Origin of the sequence: Winogradskya humida (assembly GCF_016862215.1) — a bacterium.
GTDB lineage: Bacteria > Actinomycetota > Actinomycetes > Mycobacteriales > Micromonosporaceae > Actinoplanes > Actinoplanes humidus.
Genome location: NZ_BOMN01000154.1, coordinates 1 through 21186, shown reverse-complemented (window position 1 = coordinate 21186; position 21186 = coordinate 1). Strand labels below are relative to the sequence as shown.

Annotated in this window: 17 protein-coding genes; 3 read left to right on the top strand and 14 right to left on the bottom strand. The window is 69.3% G+C overall.

Annotated elements, in window-relative coordinates; genetic code table 11:
• The first annotated feature begins 54 nt into the window (after positions 1 to 54).
• Complete coding sequence (locus Ahu01nite_RS49355) at positions 55 to 2406, top strand: putative bifunctional diguanylate cyclase/phosphodiesterase (RefSeq protein WP_239159791.1); 2352 nt, start codon at positions 55 to 57, stop codon at positions 2404 to 2406.
• 58 nt (positions 2407 to 2464) lie between these two features.
• Here the strand turns inward: Ahu01nite_RS49355 and rfbB are convergent, their stop codons facing one another.
• From rfbB to Ahu01nite_RS49340, 3 genes are read right to left on the bottom strand one after another with little or no spacing between them, the layout of a single operon-like run.
• Positions 2465 to 3469, bottom strand: coding sequence for a dTDP-glucose 4,6-dehydratase (rfbB, locus tag Ahu01nite_RS49350; RefSeq protein ID WP_438874882.1), 1005 nt, complete (start codon positions 3467 to 3469; stop codon positions 2465 to 2467).
• The gene (locus tag Ahu01nite_RS49345; protein ID WP_203843721.1) at positions 3466 to 4218 is read right to left on the bottom strand and encodes an NAD-dependent epimerase/dehydratase family protein; all 753 of its coding nucleotides are present in this window, start codon (positions 4216 to 4218) and stop codon (positions 3466 to 3468) included. Before Ahu01nite_RS49345 ends, rfbB begins: the two co-directional genes overlap by 4 nt.
• 6 nt (positions 4219 to 4224) lie before the next feature.
• Positions 4225 to 5169, bottom strand: coding sequence for an aldo/keto reductase (locus Ahu01nite_RS49340; protein ID WP_203843720.1), 945 nt, complete (start codon positions 5167 to 5169; stop codon positions 4225 to 4227).
• A gap of 69 nt (positions 5170 to 5238) precedes the next feature.
• Between Ahu01nite_RS49340 and Ahu01nite_RS49335 the strand changes: the two genes are divergently transcribed.
• The gene (locus Ahu01nite_RS49335; RefSeq protein ID WP_203843719.1) at positions 5239 to 6534 is read left to right on the top strand and encodes an NDP-hexose 2,3-dehydratase family protein; all 1296 of its coding nucleotides are present in this window, start codon (positions 5239 to 5241) and stop codon (positions 6532 to 6534) included.
• 226 nt (positions 6535 to 6760) lie between these two features.
• Complete coding sequence (locus tag Ahu01nite_RS49330) at positions 6761 to 8398, top strand: hypothetical protein (RefSeq protein ID WP_203843718.1); 1638 nt, start codon at positions 6761 to 6763, stop codon at positions 8396 to 8398.
• Positions 8399 to 8420: 22 nt separating this feature from the next.
• Here the strand turns inward: Ahu01nite_RS49330 and Ahu01nite_RS49325 are convergent, their stop codons facing one another.
• The 11 genes from Ahu01nite_RS49325 to Ahu01nite_RS49275 form a co-directional block, all read right to left on the bottom strand.
• Positions 8421 to 9776 (bottom strand): metallopeptidase TldD-related protein, encoded by a 1356-nt coding sequence (locus Ahu01nite_RS49325; RefSeq protein ID WP_203843717.1) that lies wholly within the window; start codon positions 9774 to 9776, stop codon positions 8421 to 8423.
• Positions 9773 to 11284: a TldD/PmbA family protein gene (locus tag Ahu01nite_RS49320; RefSeq protein WP_239159788.1), complete on the bottom strand. Its 1512-nt coding sequence runs from the start codon at positions 11282 to 11284 to the stop codon at positions 9773 to 9775. The genes Ahu01nite_RS49325 and Ahu01nite_RS49320 overlap by 4 nt, the downstream gene beginning before the upstream one ends.
• 4 nt (positions 11285 to 11288) lie before the next feature.
• Complete coding sequence (locus tag Ahu01nite_RS49315) at positions 11289 to 12161, bottom strand: homocysteine S-methyltransferase family protein (RefSeq protein ID WP_239159787.1); 873 nt, start codon at positions 12159 to 12161, stop codon at positions 11289 to 11291.
• An 11-nt stretch (positions 12162 to 12172) separates the two neighbouring features.
• Complete coding sequence (locus tag Ahu01nite_RS49310; RefSeq protein WP_203843716.1) at positions 12173 to 13321, bottom strand: trans-sulfuration enzyme family protein; 1149 nt, start codon at positions 13319 to 13321, stop codon at positions 12173 to 12175.
• A 6-nt stretch (positions 13322 to 13327) separates the two neighbouring features.
• A complete protein-coding gene (locus tag Ahu01nite_RS49305) occupies positions 13328 to 14617 on the bottom strand; it encodes an aminotransferase class V-fold PLP-dependent enzyme (protein ID WP_203843715.1) in 1290 nt (429 codons plus the stop codon).
• Entirely contained in the window at positions 14614 to 15429 is an 816-nt protein-coding gene (locus Ahu01nite_RS49300; protein WP_203843714.1) for a hypothetical protein, read from the bottom strand. Before Ahu01nite_RS49300 ends, Ahu01nite_RS49305 begins: the two co-directional genes overlap by 4 nt.
• A 59-nt stretch (positions 15430 to 15488) precedes the next feature.
• The gene (locus Ahu01nite_RS49295) at positions 15489 to 16181 is read right to left on the bottom strand and encodes a winged helix-turn-helix transcriptional regulator (protein ID WP_203843713.1); all 693 of its coding nucleotides are present in this window, start codon (positions 16179 to 16181) and stop codon (positions 15489 to 15491) included.
• Positions 16182 to 16267: 86 nt separating this feature from the next.
• The gene (locus tag Ahu01nite_RS49290; RefSeq protein WP_438874881.1) at positions 16268 to 17581 is read right to left on the bottom strand and encodes an ABC1 kinase family protein; all 1314 of its coding nucleotides are present in this window, start codon (positions 17579 to 17581) and stop codon (positions 16268 to 16270) included.
• Positions 17547 to 18185 carry an LVIVD repeat-containing protein gene (locus Ahu01nite_RS49285; protein WP_203843712.1) on the bottom strand — a complete coding sequence of 213 codons (639 nt, stop codon included), beginning with the start codon at positions 18183 to 18185 and terminating at the stop codon, positions 17547 to 17549. The genes Ahu01nite_RS49290 and Ahu01nite_RS49285 overlap by 35 nt, the downstream gene beginning before the upstream one ends.
• Entirely contained in the window at positions 18185 to 19081 is an 897-nt protein-coding gene (locus Ahu01nite_RS49280) for a methyltransferase domain-containing protein (protein WP_203843711.1), read from the bottom strand. Before Ahu01nite_RS49280 ends, Ahu01nite_RS49285 begins: the two co-directional genes overlap by 1 nt.
• Before the next feature lie 83 nt (positions 19082 to 19164).
• On the bottom strand, positions 19165 to 20979 hold the full coding sequence (locus Ahu01nite_RS49275) for an AfsR/SARP family transcriptional regulator (RefSeq protein WP_203843710.1): 1815 nt from the start codon (positions 20977 to 20979) through the stop codon (positions 19165 to 19167).
• Positions 20980 to 21186: the final 207 nt, after the last annotated feature.

Below are 21186 nucleotides of genomic sequence, written 5' to 3'. Positions count from 1 at the left end.
CGGAATGGTCACGTCGGGCCTCATATGAGGTCCGCTCGGGTCGATAAAGTAGTCATGAACGGTGCGGAGCCCCTATCGACGGATCAGGAGCTGCTCGCCGTGCCCCGGTGGCGCCTGGCCCCCAACGTGGCGGCCTCCGCCGGGGTCGCCGGCCTTGCGGTGATCTGGTTCGTCGTCGCGCTGGTGCGCCACGATCCGCCGGCGATCGGCTGGGTGCTACCGATGTCGGCCGTACTGATCGCTGCCTGGGGTGCCTGGCGGGCCGGAACTCCACAGACCGCAGACATGCCCCGCCGGTATTTCTGGCGTTACGTCGCCGTGGGCGTGACCCTGATCGGCCTCGGGTCGGTGAGCAACGGCTACGACTACCTCACCGCGGGTTACAGCAACCAGGTCAGCGGGCTCACGTCGGGCATCTACCTGACCGGGCTGCTGGTGATGATGGTCGGACTGCTGCGCATCCCGGGCACCCGCCGCGCGCGTGCCGAGTGGACCCGCTTCGGACTGGACATCGCCACGGTCATCGTCACCGTGCTGACGTTTAGCTGGCACCTGCTCTACCCGGCCTGGGCGACCGGTGGTCTCGCCGGGACCTGGTCGGAGCTGGCCGTCATCGGCGGCGGGTTCATCTGCGTCTTCGCCTTCGTCAAGGTCGCCTTCACCGGCACCGGGGCGATCGACCGCCGCGCCCTGCACCTGCTCGGGCTCACCGGTGCGGTCGGCGCCGGCGGCGGGGCCACCGCTCCCCTGCTCGCCGCGTTTCCTGGTGTCGCCAACGGGCCGGTGCTCATCCCGATCGTGTGCCTGGTGCTGTCTCTGGCCGTGGACCGCCAGCTGCGGGCGGCCCACCAGCTCACGCCGGCGTCGAGGCCGCTGTCGCGGCGCCCGAGCATGATGCCGTACGCCGCCGTGCTGACCACCGGCACGTTGCTGCTGATCAGCGCGCACGACCGTACCGATGACATGTTCGCCGTCGCGGTCGGGGCGGTGACCGTGACCGTACTGGTCGCCGTTCGCCAGGTGATGGCACTTCGTGACAACGCTGCCCTGGTGACCCATCTCGACGTCCGGCTCCGCGAGCTCGGCGAATACCAGCAGCAACTCACCCACCAGGCGACCCACGACGTTCTCACCGGGCTGGCCAACCGCGTCGCCCTCGACCGGGACACCGCCGAAGCCCTCGCCGCCGACCCGGCAGCGGTCGGCGTAGCCCTGATCGACCTGGACAACTTCAAGATCATCAATGACGACCTCGGCCACGCCGTCGGCGACGCCCTGCTCACCGCCGTCGCGGCCCGCCTCAGCGCGCACGTGCCGCCGGGCACCACCGTGGCCCGGCTCGGCGGCGACGAGTACGTCCTGCTCCTTCGCACAGGCAGCACCGCCGACCACGAAGCCGCCCTGATCCGCCTCACCGAGCAGCTGCGGCGCCCGGTCTCGGCCTGCGGGCACGACCTGGTCGTCGAGGCCAGCATCGGCCTCGCCCCGGCCGGCAACGGCGCCGGCACCGCGGACGAACTGCTCCGCCGAGCCGACGTCGCCATGTACGAGGCGAAGAGCCAGGGCCGCGGCCGCTACGTCGTCTACACCCCCGACATGGACCAGCACGGCGCCGAGCAGGCCAGGATCGCCGCCGACCTGAGGGTCGCCATGGACACCGGCCAGTTGCACCTGGTCTACCAACCGATCGTGGCCATGGCCGACAATTACCTGTACGGCGTCGAAGCGCTCATCCGATGGAACCATCCGCAACGCGGCCCGGTCGGCCCGGTCGACTTCATCCCCGCCGCCGAACGTACCGGACTGATCGTGCCGCTCGGCGCGTGGATCCTCGGCGAAGCCTGCCGGCAGGCCGTCCGATGGCAGCAGGAACTCGGCGACCGGGCCCCGCACACCGTCAGCGTCAACGTCTCCGCCCGTCAGCTGCGCGAGGCGGGCTTCGCCACCGACGTCGCCGCCGTGTTGCAGCAGACCGGGCTCGCACCGGACCGGCTCACCATCGAGGTGACCGAGACCGCTGTCTTCGACGGCGGCACCGCACTGAACGAACTCCACGCGATCAAAGCCCTCGGGGTCACGATCGCCCTGGACGATTTCGGCACCGGGCATTCCTCCCTCGGGCTCCTGCGCACCTGCCCCGTCGACACCCTGAAAGTCGACAAATCATTCGTCGACGACGTCACCCTGGGTGGCCAGCAGGCCGTGGTCGCCGAGGCACTCATCCACCTCAGCAACGGGCTCTCCCTGCGCGCGGTCGCCGAAGGGGTGGAGACCGCCGAACAGGCCGATGCCCTGTACCGGCTGGGCTACCGGTACGCCCAGGGCTATTTCTACGACCGGCCCATGCCGGCCGCGGACATCTCGGGCCGGCTCAGCGAACCCGGGATGCGGCTTTCGCGTCCCTGACGCGACAGAAGCTGAGCCGAAACTGGCATCAAGGTCGAACTCGCCGGCCAGGGCCAACCTATGCACGCGCAGGCCTGCTCATGTCCGTAGACGCCGCTTCCCACCAAGCCGGATTGCCGCGATACCAGTCGACCGTGCTCTTCAAGCCTTCCCCGAAATCGCGACGGGGCGAGTAGCCGAGCTCGACGGCTGCTTTGCGGCAGTCGAGGGAGTAGCGGCGGTCGTGGCCCTGACGGTCCTCGACCTCACGGACCATGTCCCAGCCGGCACCACAGAGCCGCAGCAGGCGATCGGTGACCTCGCGATTGGACAGCTCCTCGCCCCCGCCGATGTTATAGATCTCGCCCGGCCTGCCATGGCGCCGGACGAGATCCACGGCATCGACGTGGTCGTCGACGTGCAGCCAGTCGCGGCGGTTACGGCCGTCACCGTAGAGGGGCACGGGCCGGCCGGAGATCAAATGTGTCACGAAAAGCGGAATCAGTTTCTCGGGAAACTGCCGGGGGCCGTAGTTGTTGGAGCAGCGGGTGACGCGTACATCCAGGCCATAGGTCCTGTGGTAGGCCAGAACAAGCAGATCGGCGGCGGCTTTCGCGGCTGCGTACGGCGACGTGGGACATAGCGGCGCCGTTTCGCTCCAGGATCCCGTGTCTGTCGAGCCATAGACCTCGTCGGTCGAGATGTGTACGAACACGGCCGCGGGGCCGTGGTGGTGCAGGACCGCGTCGAGCAGGTTCTGAGTACCGCAGACATTGGTCTGTACGAAACCACGCGGCCGGGTGATCGATCGGTCGACGTGGGTCTCCGCGGCGAAGTGCACAATCGTGTCGTGCTCGGCGACAAGGGTGCTGATGAGAGTGGAGTCGCAGACGTCGCCCTGCACGAAGGTCAGTCGTGGGTCCTGCTGCGCCTCCGCAAGGTTCGCGGCACGGCCGGCGTACGTCAGCAGGTCGAGAACTGTTACCCGCATGTCCCGGTCGGCGTGGTCGGCGAGCACCCGGCGAACGTAGTGCGAACCGATGAAACCGGCACCACCGGTGACGAGAATCCGTTCGCCGCTCACGGGTCCGCCGTGCTGTAGAGCGGTGCGTAGCGGTGCACGAGGGTGTGGAGGTCCTCCGCTCCGTCGCGCGGTGAACCGAGGCCGGGTATCAGGTGGTGCAGCTTCGCCACCGACACGGTCGCCGCTGCTGGTGGCGCGTCGACGAGGTGCACCGTCGCGGCGCGGCCGAGTGCCGATTCGATCGCGGCGACGATGTCGGGCACCGGGTGTGGCAGGCCGGTCGCGACGTTGATCACCTCGTCGCTGATCCCCGCGCCGGCCAGGGCATCCACGGTCCTCACCACGGTGACGACATCGATGAGGTCCCGGGCCGCGTCGCGGTGCACCCGGACGTAACCGGTCCCCACCGCCCGCACCATGGCGGGGAAGAACTGGTGGGAACGCTGGTACGGGCCGACGGCATGACTGACCCGCAGGACGAGCCAGGGTGCACCGCTTGCCGCGACCAGGCGCTCGAGCCGCAGCTTGTGGTGGCCGAACGCGGACGCCGGGTTGACCGGGTCGTGCTCGGCGACCGGTGCCGTGGTGCTGCCGTAGAGGGCATGCGAGGCGGTCGAGAAGAGGATGACGGTGCGCTGCTCGAGGCGGCAGCGGAGTGCCACGTCACGGACGAGGTCTGCCTCGCGGTCGAGGTCAGCTCCCGTCGCGGCCGTGCTCGAGGCGCCTGCCGCGATGGCGACGACGCGATGATGGCGCCCCGCCAGGCAGGCGAGGTTGCGGGCCAGGAAACCTCTGCCGATGATGTCCACCGGCTGCTAACGGAACAGCGTTTCGAGCTCACCGAGCATCTCGTCGGTCAGCTGCAGGCGAGTGGCCGCCAGCGCGGCATCGAGATGTTCGCGGGTTCGCGGGCCGATGACTGCCGCATCGATGTGCGGGCGTGACAGCACCCAGGAAAGCGCGATGTCGGCCGGTGGGTGCCCGATCGTCCGGCACAGTTCCTCGAACCGTCGCACCACGAACTCGAATCGGGGCAGCGCCGCCTGGGCACGTCCTTGTGCCGACTTCATCGCCGTGCCGGCCGCCATCTTGCTCAGCACACCGCCCAGCAGCCCGCCGTGCAAAGGTGACCACGCGACGACGGCCATGCCGTACGCCGCGGCCGCGGGCACGATCTCGGTTTCCACGTGCCGGTCCACCAGATTGTAGAGGCACTGCTCGGAGACCAGGCCGAGGATGCCGCGGCGCGCGGCGCGCTCCTGGGCCGCCGCGATGTTCCAGCCCGCGAAGTTGGACGACCCCACGTAACGCACCTTGCCCGCCCGGGTCAGCACCTCCATCGCCTGCCATACCTCCTCCCACGTGGTGTGCGGATCGACATCATGCATCTGGTAGAGGTCGATCCAGTCGGTGCGCAGACGCCGCAACGAGTCGTCACAGGCAGCGATGATATGGCGGCCGGAAAGCCCTCTGTCGTTGGGCCAGTCGCTCATCGGGTGGCAGACCTTGGTGCCGAGCACGACGCGGTGCCGGCGATCTCCACCGAGCGCGAACCATTCGCCCAGCAATTCTTCCGTGAATCCGCGATGCTTCTGCCATCCATAGTCGTCGGCCGTGTCGAAGACGTTGATTCCGGCTTCGAGAGCGGCGTCCATGAGCGCGAAGCTCTCCTTCTTGGGCGTTCGCACACCGAAGTTCAAGGTTCCGAGCATGAGCCGGCTCACCTGCTGGCCGCTGCGTCCAAGATAGACGTAGTCCATGATGTGTCACCGACTCCCCCGGCCGCGTGCCATTGACCGGCACCCTGGATAGCTATCTAATACTAAAGCATGAGCGTGGATGTTCGTAGTGATCTGAGGGCTTGGTTCTCGGCGCTGCGAACGACAGCGCGGATGGACGTCCGACGCACCTCCCTCACATCGCTGCCCGGCTGGCGGTGGGATCCGGAGACCGGCGACCTGCGTCACGACACCGGCCGATTCTTCGCCGTGTCGGGCCTGGCCGTGTACGAGCCGGGCGACCGGAGACCCCGCTGGGAGCAGCCCGTCCTGCTTCAGCCGGAAACGGGGATCCTGGGCCTGCTGAGCCGCGGCACCGGCCCGGGGCGGGAGTTCCTGCTCCAGGCGAAGGTGGAGCCCGGCAATCAGCACGGCCTGGAACTGGCCCCGACCGTGCAGGCGACGCAGAGCAACTACCTGCGCGTGCACCACGGCCGCAGGGTGCTGTTCGCGGAACACTTCCGCAAGGCGCGACAGGCGCCGCTCGTGGACGTCGCCCAGTCCGAGCACGGCGCGTGGTTCTGGCACAAGCGCAACCGTAACCTGATCGTCGAGGCTGACCGGGAGGTCGAACCGCCTGCCACGTTCCGGTGGTTCTCCCTGACCCAGGTGCACGGCCTGCTACGCCACGACGACGTCGTGAACATGTCGGCCCGATCGGTCCTGTCGTGCCTGCCGCCGGGGCGGCCGGCGACCCCGGCCACCCACTCCCTCGCGGAGCTGCGGTCCTGGCTCACCGCCGTCCGCCGCCGCTGCCGCGAGTCGGTCCTGATCACGCCCTTACGCGCGCTCAACAGCTGGCGATGCGACGATGACCGGATCCACCGTCCCGGCGATCCGCTGTTCGAGATCATCGGCGTTCAGGTGCAAGCGGCCGGGCGCGAGATCGACCGCTGGGCGCAGCCCGTCCTGCGTCCCTTGGCGACCGGTCTGGCCGCCTTCGTGGCCGTACGGCGAGCGGGTGCGCTGCACCTGCTGGTCTGCGCCCGGTTCGAGCCGGGCCTGCGCCGCCGGGTCGAGCTGGCACCCACCGTGCAGTGCATCCCCGGCCGGGTGACGGCGTCCGGCGGGACCGGCCGGCCCCCGCATCTCGACACCGTGCTGACCGCTGGAGCGGACAGAACCCTGCTGGACGTCACCCTTTCCGAGGAGGGCGGCCGGCTCTTTCACGCGCGTAACCGGTACGTCGTGGTGGAGGCGGACACGCCCGTGCCGGAGTCCGAGTACTTCCGCTGGATGACCCCCCATCAGTTGCTACACCTGCTGCGGCTGGACGGCTACGTCAACGTTCAGGCCCGCACCCTCCTCGCGTGCCTGCGGGGTTGCCCCGAGGCAGGAATCGACTGAACCCGCGCAACCCCTCCTCCGGCATCGACCCCAAGGAGTCACCCGTGTCGAGCAAAACGTTCTTGTCCCTGCTCCCCTGGCCTGGGCAGGATCCGCCGGACCGCGGCGACGGCGCGTCGCATGCTCCGGGATCACGGGATCCCGAGACCGGACATAAGCGCAGGTTCGGGGACCAGCCCCCCGACGACCAAGCGGACCAGACCGGCGGGCAGCCGGGACGGATGCCGTGACAACGCACGAGATCACCACACTCGCAGTCGCGTACGCCTCTGACGTGGGGGCGAACTCGGCGCCACCAGCGGCGACCGCTGCCCTCACCACCGTCGCCGTGGTGTCCTCGGTGGTGGCGGGAAGTCTCACCCTGCTCGGGGTGCACCCGCGCGGTGGAGATCAACCCGGCGAACCGACACCCGATCAACTGGCTTTGCGTCGTGGTGCTGCTGTCGCGGCAAGCCTGACCTGGCTGCTCACCGCGGGCGCGACCGGACGGTGGTCCCCGCTCGTCGTACTGCTGTCCTTGGCTGCCGCGGTCATGGCGGCGGGCAGAGCAGTACCGCGGCTGCTGCGGCTCGCGGCCGTCACGGCGACGATCGCCCTGCTGCTGCCCGCGACGGCGGTGTTGCACTCAGGCGGCGGATCGGGTGTCGGGCCGGCCGTCGCAGGAGCCCTGCTGGGCGTGGGCGCTCTCGCTGTCGCCGCTGTTTCGCTGACGGACGGCACCGGACGTTCCTCGATCGGCGGCTCGGTGACGGCAGCGGGGTCCGGTCCCGGATCCGCTGTCACGGCGGCGAGTGCCCCGCTGGTGCGCCGCCCGGCGGTCGCGGCAGTGGCCGTCCTGACCGCCGTCGTGGTCGTCGCCGGCTTGGTCGTCACCGGCTCCGAGCCGCCGGCGCCACCTGCGCCAGCCGGTTCGCCGGTGCTGCGGCGGCTCGAGACGTTCCCGGGTGCACCCATGGTGCTCATCGTTCCCGGACGGCCGGGTGCGAACGTCGTTCACCTGCTAACCACCGGGGCGCAGATAGGTACCGCTGCCGATGCTCTGACCCCCACCACGACACGGCCCGGCGCCGGCCCGGGGTGGGCCGACGTCCAGCTCGTTCCCGGCCGCAACCGCATCTGGCTGCGAGCGGGTGGCGTAGTGACATCGATGGATGTCGACGCTGGTCCGGCCACATCCGCCCCCGATCCGGCTGCGGATCTGCCCGAGTGTGCCGCAAGCATTCTGGGTGGCCTGCTCGCCGGCCGACCGGCGCGGGGTCACGAATGCCCGGCCGACCGGCTCGTCCCCGCGGACGTCCGGGCGCTGAACGCCACCGTGGACTTCCTCGCCGGCCGAAAGGTCCCGGCCCTCGCACTCGTGGCCGACCAGAGCACACGCGGCACCGAGGCCGCCGCCGCGGTCCGGGCACACGCACGCGTGGCCGGTCTGCGGGTCGCCGAACCCGGCGCCGGCCGGATGCCGCTGCTGATCGTGTCCGGCTGGGCCGGAGCCGACGACGCGCTCCGGCGGGTGGCTACGAACTCCCTCGCCGCGGAAGGTGCGTACCTTGCGCCGTGGCTGCTCGACTCCGCGCTGCTCGACATGCCGGCTGGGCAGGTCACAGGAGTCGATTTCGATCCCGGCGGGCCGGCAGCGAACGCGTACCTCTCAGCCCTGCACGCAGCCTTTCCGGGAGACCCGGCATGCAGCGGCGGCTTCCGGTCCTTCGCCGGGGCTAACGCGGACAGCACCGGTGCACCCGTACGCCTGTTCGCGAGTTCCCGGATCGTCATGCCGGGCATGAGCGGCCACAGCGGTCACGGCGGCACGCTTCGCTGGTTGCCGGACGGCGCCGTCACGGCGGTGACCGGGCCGCTCAGCTGACGCGTGCCGGCCCGGCCACCGCTCACGACACGGCGACGTCGGGCACCCGCACCGCCGGCATGGCGACCCGCGTCGGCACGTCCGTCCACTCGCGGGGCAAGGTGGGCGTCGTCAGGCCGACCTCGGTGATGCGTGACATCAGAGCGACCGGGCTCTCGTTGATGCGGAAATCGCGGACGGCGCCGACCACCTGCCCGTCCTCGACGAGGTAGACACCGTCACGGGTGACACCGGTCAAGGTGAGCGTCATGGGGTTCACCTCGCGCAGGTACCACAGCGAGGTCACCAGCAGGGCCCGGGTACTGCCGCGCACCATCTCGTCGAGGTTGCGGCCACCCGGGCCGGCCTCCATGACGAGATTACCGATCCACGGCGTGAGCGGACGCCGGCTGACCCTGGCGGAATGCCGGGTCTGCACCAGTGCGCTCAGCACCCCCCGGTCGATCCACCTCGTCGGTGCCAGCGGCGCGCCGGTGTCGAAGACGCTGCCCAGCGAGCCCGGGGACCGGACCACCGTGAACGGCCGGCACAACAGGCCGGGTTCCTCGGGGTTGCTGCGCACCGTGATCGGTAGTTCGCTGAGCCGCTCCCCCAGGCGGGTGCCGTCCGTGGCGGCGAACACGCTGTTGCCGTCGAGGGCGTCCTGCGCACCGGCGGCGAGGTAGAGCCGCACCATGAGATCGGCGACGCACGAAGGAGCGAGTATCAGCTCATGACGACCGGGCGGCAGCCCCACCACACGGCGGGCCGAGTCGAGCCGGTGGCCCAGCGTCTCCTGCCGTTCCCGCAGGCCCAGCCCGGCGAGGTCCGGACCCGCCGCGCCCGTCCACGATCCGGCCCCGCCGTCGGGCTCGCGCAGGGACAGGTCGAGCAGGGCCGACGTCGAGACGTGAGCACGGCGCAGTCCCGCCGTGGAGGCCACCGATGTCGTACGGACCCGCTGCTGCGCGTATCCGAACGAGGCCCGGCGGGTCGCGGTCAGCAGCCGGGCCGACTCCGCCAACTCATCCGCGATGGAGCGGATCGCCGCGGTGGGAGGCTCCGGGTGGTCCGCCGGGGCGTCGTCCACCTCCTCCTGTGCCGTGAGCAACGGCTCGGCCGAGGGGTCGGCCGGCGCGTGATGGGCGATGCGCTCGGCGCCGGCGACCAGGTCGTGCAACTCCTCGTCGTCCAGCGCCCCCACGTGCGACAGCGCACCCACCGACCGGCCGTGCACGGCCATGACGCTGATCCGGGTGTCGTCGACAGCACCGGCAGCCGTCACCGCCCCGGCGGCCCAGCGCAGGTGGGCGGCCACCGTCCGATCGATCACCACAATCAGGTCACCGGTGCCGGTGTGCTGCGCCAGCGCACGCTCCGCCAGCTCCGCGGGGGTCATCGCGGCACGTCGCGTTCGGCGTCGACCACGCGTACCCCGGTGAACACCGCCGCCGGTGCGCCGTGACTGACCGCCGCGGCCTGTACCGGCTGGCCCTTGCCACACAGATCCGCGCCGAAGGTGCCATAGGTGGAGGAGTTACCTACGGCGACCAGTGACCGCCAGAACGTCAAGGTGTCGGACTGGTACGCCGCCCCGTCGACCTGACCGGCCAGGCGACCGTTGCGGATGAGGTGACATGCCTGGGCCGTGAACTGGAAGGACCGGCGCTGCGAGTCGATCGACCAGCTGTCGGAGCCGGTAAGGTACAGCCCGTTCTCGACGCCGGCGATGAGTGCAGTCTCATCCGGGCCGGCCGGGTCGGGTTGCAGGGAGACGTTCGGCATCCGGGAGATTGCCTCGTGCCGGGCCGATTCGGCGTACGCGCACCCGGTCGACCGGTCCGCTCTGGCCCTGGCCGCGGTGCGCCGGTCGGTCTGCGCACCGACCAGTACTCCGCGGTCGACGAGCGTCCAGTCCTGGGCGGCGACGCCTTCGTCGTCGTACCCGGCCGAGGCGAGGCCGTACGCACTGGTCCGGTCGGCTGTCACCGTCATCAGCGCGGAGCCGTAGAGCAACGACCCGACATCGCCCGGGCGTACGAACGAACCGCCCGCGTAGGACGTCTCGCTGCCCAGCATCCTGTCCATCTCGGTGGCGTGCCCTACGGACTCATGGATCGTGAGCCACAGATGTGACGGCGCCAGCACCAGGTCATAGCTGCCCGGCTGGACCGGCCGCGCCGCCAGCTTTCCCGCCAGCAGTTCGGGCAGACCGGCCAGCTCGGCGTTCCAGTCCCAGCCCTGGCCGCAGACGTACTCCCAGCCACGCGCCGTGGGCGGGCCCACGGTGCGCATCGAAGCCGCGCCCCCGGAGGACCGCTCGCCGACGGCCACGACCTGCGGGTGAATCCGGGTGCGCTGCTGCACGATGCTGCTGCCGTTCGTGTCGGCGTAATACTTGTTCTCCCTCGCCACCGTTACCTTCGCCATCACGTGGGCCACCACCGGATGGGCCAGCAACCGGGTGCTCCACGTGTCGAGCAGGCCCACGACCTCCGCGGCGGGAACGGCGAACGGATCGCGCTCACAGGGTGACGACCACACGGCATGCCCGGCGGGTCGCTCATCGGCCGGTGGGAACGCCGATCCGGCCCGGCTGCCCGCGCCGGCCATGGCGACAGCGTACTCGGCGGCGCGAGCGGCGCCCGCCGTGGTCAACTCGGCGACCGATCCGAAGCCCGCCGTGCCCCGGCAGCTGACCTGGACACCGAGCGCCAGGTCGACGAGGTCGTCGCTGCCGCGGGGCCGGGCGTCGTACAGGACGGTGTGGGCTGTCCGGATGCGCTCGATCCGGACAGCCGCCTCGTCGGCACCCAGTTTCAGAGCTGTGTGCAGTGCCGCGTCGGCCAAGTCGCGCAGCGGCAACGCCTGGAAGCGCGCCTCGATGACGGGATCCACCGCTGTCACCGGCTCACCCCTCCAGCGCGGCCGTCATGGCGGCAATATGCTCAGGTGTCGCGCCGCAGCAACCACCCGCGAATGCCAGCCCGTAGTTGTCACGCCACGTGGCCATCAGTGCGCCGAACGCCTTGGGTTCCCACGACCCGTTGACGCCGTCACGGTCCTCGAGGTTCGGGTACGCGCCGATCGGTGCGGCCGTCACGTCCGCGAGGACATCCAGGCACCGCTGGGTACGTACGGGATCCGAGCAGTTCACCATCACGGCCGCCGCCCCGTCCGCGACCACGGCCCGGGCCGCGTCGGCAAGCGGTTCGCCGGACAGCAACCGGGCCTCGTCGCCGCACACGAAACTCACCCAGCCCGCCATGCCGGCCGCCTGTACCTGCTCCAGCGCGGACCGGGCCTCACGCGCGGTGTTCATCGTCTCGATGAGAACCGTGTCCACACCGGAGCGGGAGAGCTCGACGGCGAGCCAGCGATGCTCGGCCCGCAGCTCGTCGTCGTCAGGCACCAGATCGGGCCGGTAACAGTCGGCCACCGGGGCCATCGAGGCGACCACGTGGGTGCCGGGTCCACCGGCAGCCTTCTGCGCGGCCTGCGCGACACCGACGGCGGCATGCACCATCCAAGCCAGTCCGGCGTCCTGCAGGCCGGCCGCCTGCAGGGTACGCAGATTCGCCCGGAACGTAGCCGCAGTGATCACCTGGGCGCCCGCGGTGAAGAACTGTTCGTGCAGTGCCCGCAGCACCCGCCGCTTCGCATCGCTGAGCAAGGCCCAGTTCGTCCACCACGGAGGTGTCATCGCGATGCCTGCTGCCTCGAGCCCGGATGCCGTTCCGCCGTCGAGCCTGATCGTCGTCCTGGTCGTCGCTGTCTGGTCCACGCTGTCCTCCGTCAGTGGGTCGGTGACACGTCCTGGATCGCGCCGATCAGGTCGTCGACGAGGTCCGCCGGATCTTCGATGCCCATCGACAACCGGATGAGGTTGTCGGTGACACCCAGCCGCAACCGGGTCTCCCGCGGCACCGGGCGGTGAGTCATGAACGCTGGACATTCGATGAGTGACCGCACTCCGCCCAGGCTGACCGCGGGAGCGAACAGACGGCAACGGTCCATCAGGGCGGCGGGGTCGCCTTGATACTCGAAGCTGGCAAGCGCGCCCGGTCCCCGCATCTGCCGGCAGGCGATCTCGTGCCCGGGATGCTCGGCGAGCCCTGGGAAGTGCACGGCGGCCACCGCCGGTTGTGCCGTCAGCGCGGCCACCACCGCGCGAGCGTTGTCCACCTGCCGGGCAACCCGCAGCGAGAGCGTCTTGACACCGCGGTGGATGAGGAAGCAGTCCATCGCACCGGCTGCGTTGCCCGCCATCGTGCGGTAAGCGAGGAATCTCTCGTGCAGGTCAGCGCTGTCGTAGACGAGCGCACCGCCGAGCACATCCAGATGGCCACCGAGGAACTTCGTGGCGCTGTACAGAGAGATGTCGGCCCCGAGCGCGAGCGGTTGCTGCAGCGCGGGGCTCGCGAGCGTGTTGTCCACGAGGACGAGGGCGCCACGGTCATGTGCGACGGCACTGACGGCGGCGATGTCGGCGATCTTCAGCAACGGATTGCTGGGTGACTCGAGCCAGACCATGTCCAGTCGTCCGGCGGCTTGCGCCAGCGCGCTGTCGCGGTGCTGCGCGTCGCTGAGGTCGACCTGGTCGACGGTGACACCCTGCGCACGGGCAAGGTCGAGCAGCTGGTGGGTACCGCCATAGACGTCGTCGGAGGCCACCAGCCGGTCTCCCGCCCGCAGCAGCGACAGCGCCGTCATCGCCGCAGCCTGACCGGAGGCGTACGCCGTGGCGAAGCCGACGTCCTCGAGGGCCGCCAGACAGCGCTCGAGGTCCTCGCGGGTGGGGTTCTCGCCGCGGCTGTAGAAGTAGCGTGGCGGGTCCTGCGCGGAACGGGAATACGTCACCGCCAGGTGCAGTGGTGGCACGATGTCGCCGCTGCCCGGGCTCGGGGTCTGGCCTTCGTGCACGAGCCGGGTGTCGAAGCGCACGGCGGGTCAGAGGAAGCGCGTGGTCGGCTGCTCGGACGTCCAATAACCTGGTCGTACCGTGCGGAGGGCGTCGTGCACCCGGGCAAGATCCTCGATCGTGTTGTAGACACCGAACGACAGACGTACGGTGCCCAGCAGGCCGAGGTCGTCGAGGAACGTGCTGGCGCAGTGCACCCCGCACCGTACGGCGATTGCGTGCTTGTCAAGGTGACCGCCGACGTCGTACGGGTGGATGCCGTCCATGACAAAGGAAACCAGTCCGCTCGGCCCGGCGGCGGGAGCACCGATGATCCGTGCGCCGGGGATGTCGGCGAGCATGTCGGACGCCGCCCGGACCAGTGTCTCGTCGTGGGCGCGCACGGCATCCCAGCCCAGCGATTCGAGGTAGTCGCATGCCGCGGCGAGACCTACCGCTCCGGCCACGTCGGGGGTTCCCGCCTCCCACCGGGCCGGCCCCCCGACGTATCGCACCGGTTCGCAGGCGGACACGCCTTTCACCGTTCCCCCACCGACCTGATAGGGCTGCAGGTCGGTCAGGAGTCCGTGGCGGGCGTAGAGCACTCCGGTGCCCATGGGCCCGTACATCTTGTGGGCGGAGAAGCAGTAGAAGTCCGGGTCGATATCGCGAATGTCGGTGTGGCCGTGGGCGACTGCCTGTGCGCCGTCAACGACGGCGTACGCACCGGACCTGTGTGCCGCCGCCACCATCTCCTTCACCGGGTTGACAGTGCCGAGCACATTGGACACGTGGATGATTGCCACGAGCGGAACGTCCGGCCCCAGCGCCGCAGCGAAGTCGGCAGTGTCGACCGCACCGTCCGCCCCCACCGGCACGACGGTGAGTTCGGAGGCACTCTCCTCGCACAACCGCCGCCACGGGAGCAGGTTCGAGTTGTGCTCCATGCCTGTCACGACCACTCGGTCGCCTTTGCCGACCACCCGCCGTCCGATGGTGGCGGCCAGCAGGTTCACCCCGTGCGTGGTGCCGCCGGTGAAGATGATGTCATCGTCCGCGCCTGCTCCGATGGCCTGCCGAACGGTTTCCCGGGCCGCGTCGTGGCGTTCGGTGGAGGTCATGGCGAGCTGGTAGTAGCCGCGACCCACGTTGCTGTTCGCGTTGGTGTAGTAATCGATCAGGGCGTTCAGTACGGCGGCGGGCTTCTGGGTGGTGGCCGCATTGTCCAGATAGGCGAGAGCGGCGCCGGGCGCACCGGTGGAGTAGAAGGGGAAGTCGTCGCGCACCGCGGCGTCCAGCGGCTTCCCGCTGCGGCGGGCTTGCTGAATCGTGCTGCTCATGAGTTCTCCCGGGAGTCGAAGAGCGTCAGATACCGATCGAGCAGTTCGCGGTCGAGCAGAGCCCATTTCTGCGGTGGGTACGGCCGGTCGCGCGGCGCGACGTACCCCGGGTCACCGGCCCGGCGGGGTAGCCCGCGCGCGTCGAGCAGATGCGGGCCGTAGAAGAACCAGCAGATCTGGGCGACCTGTTCGGTGAACAGCAATGGGTGCAGTGGTGGAGGGTACATCAGCAGATGGCAATAAGCTGCGGCGAACTCTCCGCGGACGCCGAAGCTGTTGTCGAACATGCAATGGCCGAAGATGTCGTGCACAGCACGGAAGACGTCGTTGTGCGCGAAGGGAATGCCCGCTGCCTCGACGGTGCTGCGACCGCGCAGCGGGTGTGATCCAGCTTCGCCGTCGTCCCCGTGGCCGTGCCGGGTGAGAAAGACCCGCAGCGTTCCGGTGGTGTGGAAGCTGCGGCGCAGGTCGGCGGAGTCGGCATACGGCTGACCTGGCTTCCGCCACGGCAGCACCTTCACTCCGGCGGCGGTGACGGCCTCGAACTGAGCGAGGTTCTCCCGGGTCAGAAGTTTATAGAGCTCGGCGGTGCGCTGGTCGCCGGACTGTGGCGCCGCGTCGTAGGCGGCGGCGATGTCGATACCGAGCTGCTCGTCCGGCCGGGGCGGGGGCGGCCCCGCACCGGCAGGGAAGAACCAGTGCCCCGGCAGCCATGGACGGGAACGGAGATAATCCTGCGCGATGCCCACCAGGCCCACATCGGGCGAGGCGTTCCCCAGCATCGGATCTCCCCAGCGACGTCGGACAGCCACCGGGGAATACTATCTCTTTATAAAGCCTATTGCGAGCGTTCGATGCCCGCTCCGGAAGGTCACCGGGGCGACGCCACGGCGGCCGCGCTGGTCTCCAGACCGAGCAGATCACAACAGCGGATGACGGCCTCAGCATCACCCTCGAGCTTGAGTTTGCCCTGGATCATCGCCATGAACGGCGTGACCCGGCCGGACCCGATCTGCACGAATGTCGCCGCGTCCGTCGTGGCGACCATGGCGGGCGACACGGAGGGACCCCGAACCGCACTCGCGGCGTTGCCGCCCACGGCGATATGGAATACCTCGTTGTCGACGTGGAACTCGTAGTTCTCGTCGAACGGCGGGACACGCCCGGAGTCGATCATCGCTTCCACGGCGAGAAAACCCCAGTGCGGACGGACGGTGTCCTCGGCGGCCAGCTCACCCACGAAGTCCATACCCCACTGGGCGAGACCCAGCACCGCGGGACGCAGCCCCTGACCTGCGTCGGTGAGCTCGTAGGACAGCCGGGAACCGGTGCCGCGCACATCGATCTGCCGCACGACACCGTTCTCGACCAGGAACTTGAGCCGTTCAGCGAGCAGGTTGGTGCCGATGCCGGGCAGGTCCGCGAGCAACTCACTGTAACGGCGGGGACCCATCAGCAACTCACGGACGATCAGGAGGGTCCACCGCTCGCCCAGGATGTCGAGCGCCGACGCCAGCCCGCAATACTGGTGGTACCCGCGCTTGACACTGACCGGCTTATGCATTCCACTATCATAACGGATAGCCTCGGTACCGAAGCCGGCGAAGCGACCATGATCACATCACCCTCATCACGGCGCTCGCCCCTTGCCTACCGCCGGCCGAAGAGTCCCTCCATGAGCACGGGCTTGGCCAGTTCCTGGAAGTCCATCTCCGGATCGAGATCCCGCACGGTGCCTTCGATCACCAGCAGCGACAGCAATGGAAAGATGAGCTCCGGGGCAGCATGCACGCCGTAACGGCGCTGCAGATCGAACATCTCGGCGGCGAACGCGATGAGGCTGAACTCACGGGCGGGCAGCCCATGGCTGCGTTCCACCAGCTCGGCCATCTTGTCGAGAAAGACGGGCACGTCGGCGTCAGGCCGCAAGCCCGTCCCGCTGCGGACGACGATCTCGGCACAGTAGCGGCCCCGCCCGATCGACATGTTCATGAAGAACTCAGCGAACAATCGGCGCAGTTCCTCGCTGAGTTGCACGCTGAACCCGGCATCCAGAACGACCACATGTGATCCGGAAGTGAAGTAGAGATTGCCCGGATGCAGGTCACAGTGCACAAAGCCGTCCACGAACAGCATGTGGTAAATCGCCGTCATCCCCGAGGCCGCGAAGCGGCGGCGTACGGCCCGCGACAGCCCTTGCGCGGTATCCACGCTCAGCCCCGGGATGAACTCCATGACGATGCACCGCGGCCGGGTGGCGTCGTCATGGACCCGAGGCACCCAGACCCTCGGCACGTTGGACAGATTGCGCCGCAGCTGCCGCAGGTTGGCGGCCTCCCGCTCGAAGTCGAGCTGGCCGAGGACCGCCGCGCACATGCTGTCGACGACTTCCACGACGGGCACGTTGCGAAACAGGGGTAGCCGGGCCAGCACCGTCGCGACGCCCCGCATGAGGCCGAGGTCGAGCCGCATGACCGGCTCGACCCCGGGCCGGCGCAGCTTGAGTGCGACCGTCTCCCCCGTCGTCAGCGTGGCTCGGTAGACGCACGCCACGCTCCCGCTGGCCACCGGCACCGCGTCCAAGGTTCGAAAGATAGTGGGTTCGGCGGTGCCGTAAGCCTCGATCAGCGCCTGCCGGGTGCCCGCGGCGTCCAGCGGCGCGACGGCGTCGTGCAGGACGGCTAGCGCCTCGCACAACTCGGCCGGCAGCAGATCGCGGCGGGTGCCGAGGACCTGACCGGCCTTGACGAAGGTGGGACCCAGCCGGGTCAGCAATGCGGTCAGCCGGTCGGCAGCGTGCCGCCGGGCCGCACCACGGCCGCGGCGCACCGCGATCAGCGGCCCGGTCACCACCAACGGCGCGAGGTACCCGGCCGCTGTCACCACCACGTGCGTCCCGCGCCGCGTCAACGCCCAGCGCCGCCCCACGTCAGCCTCGCACCAGGCCCGGCAGCTCAACGGCACGCAGCTGCAACGTCGTGAAGTCGCAGTACCAGATCAGCTGCCCGTCCCACGCCAGGCCGGTGGGGTTGCCGGCAACCGAGTAGCTCGCGATCTCACGGCGAACCTCGATGTCGTAGACATTGATGGTGCCGCTCGCCTGGTCGGCGTAGATCAGGTAGCTGTCGGAGGCGGTCAGGCCGGCGATGCCGTGGCGCACCTGGAAGACGTCGATCAGGGTGAGTTCGCGGGGATCCCGCAGCTCCACCAGGCGCAGGTCGTCATAGCCGAACCAGAGCCCCCGCCGGTTGGCCTCGAGTCCCCGCAGGGCGTGCCCCGGGCGTGGATTCGGTATCTCTCCGATCTCGGCGCCGTTGGCCGGATCGACGACGCGCACACAGCGCTTGTCCCCGGCGACCTGCAGCAGCAGGCCGTTGACTGTGGTGAGGTCAGTCAGCACACCGGCGCAGGGAATGCGATGCTCCACCTGACCGGTAACGGGATCGACCATGATGATCCGCTCGGAGACCGCCTCGGAGAAGCAGAGATACTCGCCGAACCACGTCATGCCGCACAACTTGAGGGCGCGCACCGGGATGTCTCGCACCGTACCGACGGCGAAGGGCATCAGGGCTCACCTCGCCGGACGAATCCGCATTCGAGACGCCAGTCACCGGCGATCCTGATCCCCGCGCGTCCCTTCGGACGGTGGACCTCCACACGGATCTCCTCGCCGGCCGCCACCGTCCGGTGGCGTAGCGGCCAGACCCACACCGCCCAGTTGCATCCCTGGTACGACGGGAAGTTGCTCAGGGACACCGTTTCGGTCAGCTCGGCAGTGAAGTACCCGACGACCGCGTGCAGCGTGCCGGGCTCGCCCACGTGCAGGCGCAGGCTCGGCTTCAACTGGGTGCCGCCCTCCCCGAGCACGGAATCAGCCACCGTGACGGCGTCACTGAGCAGCCGCGGATCGCGTTGGAAGAAGTGCAGATGCGCTGCAGCCTCGGCGTGGTCACAGACCGAATCCAGCCTGTACCCCAGAAAGTCGTGACTCCACAAACCCCAGCCCTCGTGATCGAACTCGATCGCCGCGAGCCGGGTGGTGAGCCGGCGGGGCACTACGCGGCCGCCGGGTTTCAGCGCCCGCCGGGCCACGGCGCGGATCACCTCCGCCATCTCCTCCTCCGGCCCGAGGTTGCCCATCATCTCCGCCACGACGACGTCCGCGGGCTCGGGCAGGCGCACGGTCCGGGCGTCGCCGGCGACCAGCGTCACCCGTTCCTTCAGATTGTTGGCCTGGATCAGGTCGGCGGCGATCTCGAGCATCTGCGGGTCAGCCTCGATCGCGTAGACATGACCTGCGCCGTGGTGCAGGGCGAGCAGCGTCAGTGCGAGGGTTCCCGCCCCCACGTCCACGACGACGTCCCCGGCATGCACGGCCTGCCCCAGAGCAGCGTCGTAGGCGCGCATCCTGGGCGCATCCGCCAGCATCGTCTGGTGCATCAGCAGCAATCGCTGGTCCATGGAAATCCCCTCGTGCGCGGCCGTCGCACCTATCAGTCTTCGCGATTGCCGACCGGGGATGTCAAGCCGTCCGCACACTTTAGCTACATGATGCTAAAGCGTGGATCTCCGAGATCGGGGCTGCCGTCCTCGGCGGCACACAGCTCGGCGGCGAGCTTGCGGACCACCGTGAGCTGGCGGTACTGCGGGTTCGTGCCGGCCTGCACAGCCAGCAGGAGGGACTTCTCTACCAGCCGGTCCAGCAGGTCAGCCACTTCCGGGCCACGCCGCACAGGCGGGTCACCTATGCGTGCCATCGCCTGCTTTCCGAACTCCGGCGGCAGGCATGCCAGCCTGGCGATCAGCCAGCGCTCAACCGGATTGAGGGTTGCCAGGCTGCGGTCCAGCATGCCGCGCACGGACCAGCACCGCCCGGGATACAACAACCGCGCCGGCGCCAGGTCCGCGAGCGGCCGGTCCAGGCGCCGGACGAGGGCCGGCAGCGACTCGTCGGCCAGGCACGCGGCCGCCAGCTCCAGCGCCAGCGGGAGGCCGTCCAGCCGGGCGCACACCTCCCGGACGTACGGTGCATTCGCCCTGGACAGCCGGAAGCCCGGTTGCGCCTCGGCGGCTCTGCGCACAAAGAGATCGGCAGCGGGCGCCAGGGAGACCAGCGACGAGGCCGCCATAGTGGGTATGCCGAGCGGAGCCAGCCGCAGGACCGCCTCACCGGGCAACCGGACCGGCTCCCGCGACCCGATGAGCAGCGACAGCCGGGGCCACTGCGGGAACATCTGGACCGCCAGTAGTGCGCACGCGTCCGTGAGGTGTTCGACGTTGTCGAGGACCACCAGGGTCTGCCGGTCACGCGAGAGGCGTTCCTCCGTCAGCCGGGTCATCAACTCGTGACGGTCCAGGAGATCGGCGGCGTCGACCACGGCGGCCCGGGCACCCGCTGTTTCGATCCGGGCCACCGCATGCCTGATCAGCATCGACTTGCCGGTGCCCGGCGGCCCGGTGACAGTGGTCAACCGTTGCGAGTCAAGCAGGGCCGAGAGCGCCCGCAGCTCATTGCCGCGGTGCAGCATCGACACGGGCTGTCCGGTGTCGTCCGTGTGACCGCTGCGTGCCGCCGCCGCGCCGGGATGCCCCCTTGATCCGCTCAGCAGATGGCGATTGACGGATTGCAGCGCTTTACCGGGTTCAACGCCGAGTTCCTGGCGCAGCAGGTCGCGGACCTCGCCGTAGTGTCGCAGGGCCGCGGTTCGCCGTCCGGCCCGGTGCAACGCGGTCAGGTAGTGCGCCTGATCCCGCTCGTCGAGAGGATCGAGCAGGACAAGCCGTTCAGCAGTCGGCAGCACTTCTTCGGCATGATGCAGACCCAGACCGAGCGAGACGTAGCGCTGGGCCGCCGCCACCCATTCGGACCGCAGCTCGACCAGTTCGGACGGGCGGCGCAGCAGCGCCTCCACCTCGCCCAGCGCGGGGTCGACCCAGAGGTTGAGTGCATCTCGCAGCAAACTGAACGCGGTGCCGCTCTCGTGGATCTGGTCGCATTGCGTCGCACGCCGCGCCAGGGACCGGAAGACCGCCACGTCACTGACGTGCGGTTCGACGCAGAGCATGTATCCGGAGCCGGTGGACGCGATGACACCGGTTCGCCGTCGGCGGGGGGCCTCCGGCTGAAGAATCTGACGCAACCGGGCGATATAGGTATGGATCAGATGGTTCGCACGTCCCGGCGCCGCCACACCCCATACGCCTTCCTGCAATTCGGACATCAAGACGCCGTCGCCGGCACGCATGGCCAGCAGCGCCAGGACTGCGCGTTGCTTGGCGGGCCCCAGCGGCACCTGGTCGCCCCCTCGCCACACCCGAACAGGCCCGAGCACTTGAAACTTCAATGCCGCCTCGGCCACCCCTGCCCACACCCGCCCCATAGATGTCGTTAAATACTCTGAGTGAGGAAGACAATACATAAGCTCATGCGATCATCGAGGCTCGCCTGACGGAGCAGTCAGCAAGCAGCGACAAATCGGCGCCCGGTCGCCGCGACGCGGGAAGCTATATTAATCTCAAGCTAATGAGCATTGGCTCGCCGGGCGACGAAGTGATGGTGGTGGTCT

Coding starts and splice junctions, on each gene's coding strand:
- Ahu01nite_RS49325 (WP_203843717.1), bottom strand. CDS start 9,776: ATGACCCCCGCGGAGCTGGCGGAGCGTGCGCTGGCGCAGCACACCGGC.
- Ahu01nite_RS49340 (WP_203843720.1), bottom strand. CDS start 5,169: ATGGACTACGTCTATCTTGGACGCAGCGGCCAGCAGGTGAGCCGGCTC.
- Ahu01nite_RS49280 (WP_203843711.1), bottom strand. CDS start 19,081: ATGGACCAGCGATTGCTGCTGATGCACCAGACGATGCTGGCGGATGCG.
- Ahu01nite_RS49285 (WP_203843712.1), bottom strand. CDS start 18,185: ATGCCCTTCGCCGTCGGTACGGTGCGAGACATCCCGGTGCGCGCCCTC.
- Ahu01nite_RS49355 (WP_239159791.1), top strand. CDS start 55: ATGAACGGTGCGGAGCCCCTATCGACGGATCAGGAGCTGCTCGCCGTG.
- Ahu01nite_RS49335 (WP_203843719.1), top strand. CDS start 5,239: ATGAGCGTGGATGTTCGTAGTGATCTGAGGGCTTGGTTCTCGGCGCTG.
- Ahu01nite_RS49295 (WP_203843713.1), bottom strand. CDS start 16,181: ATGCATAAGCCGGTCAGTGTCAAGCGCGGGTACCACCAGTATTGCGGG.
- Ahu01nite_RS49305 (WP_203843715.1), bottom strand. CDS start 14,617: ATGAGCAGCACGATTCAGCAAGCCCGCCGCAGCGGGAAGCCGCTGGAC.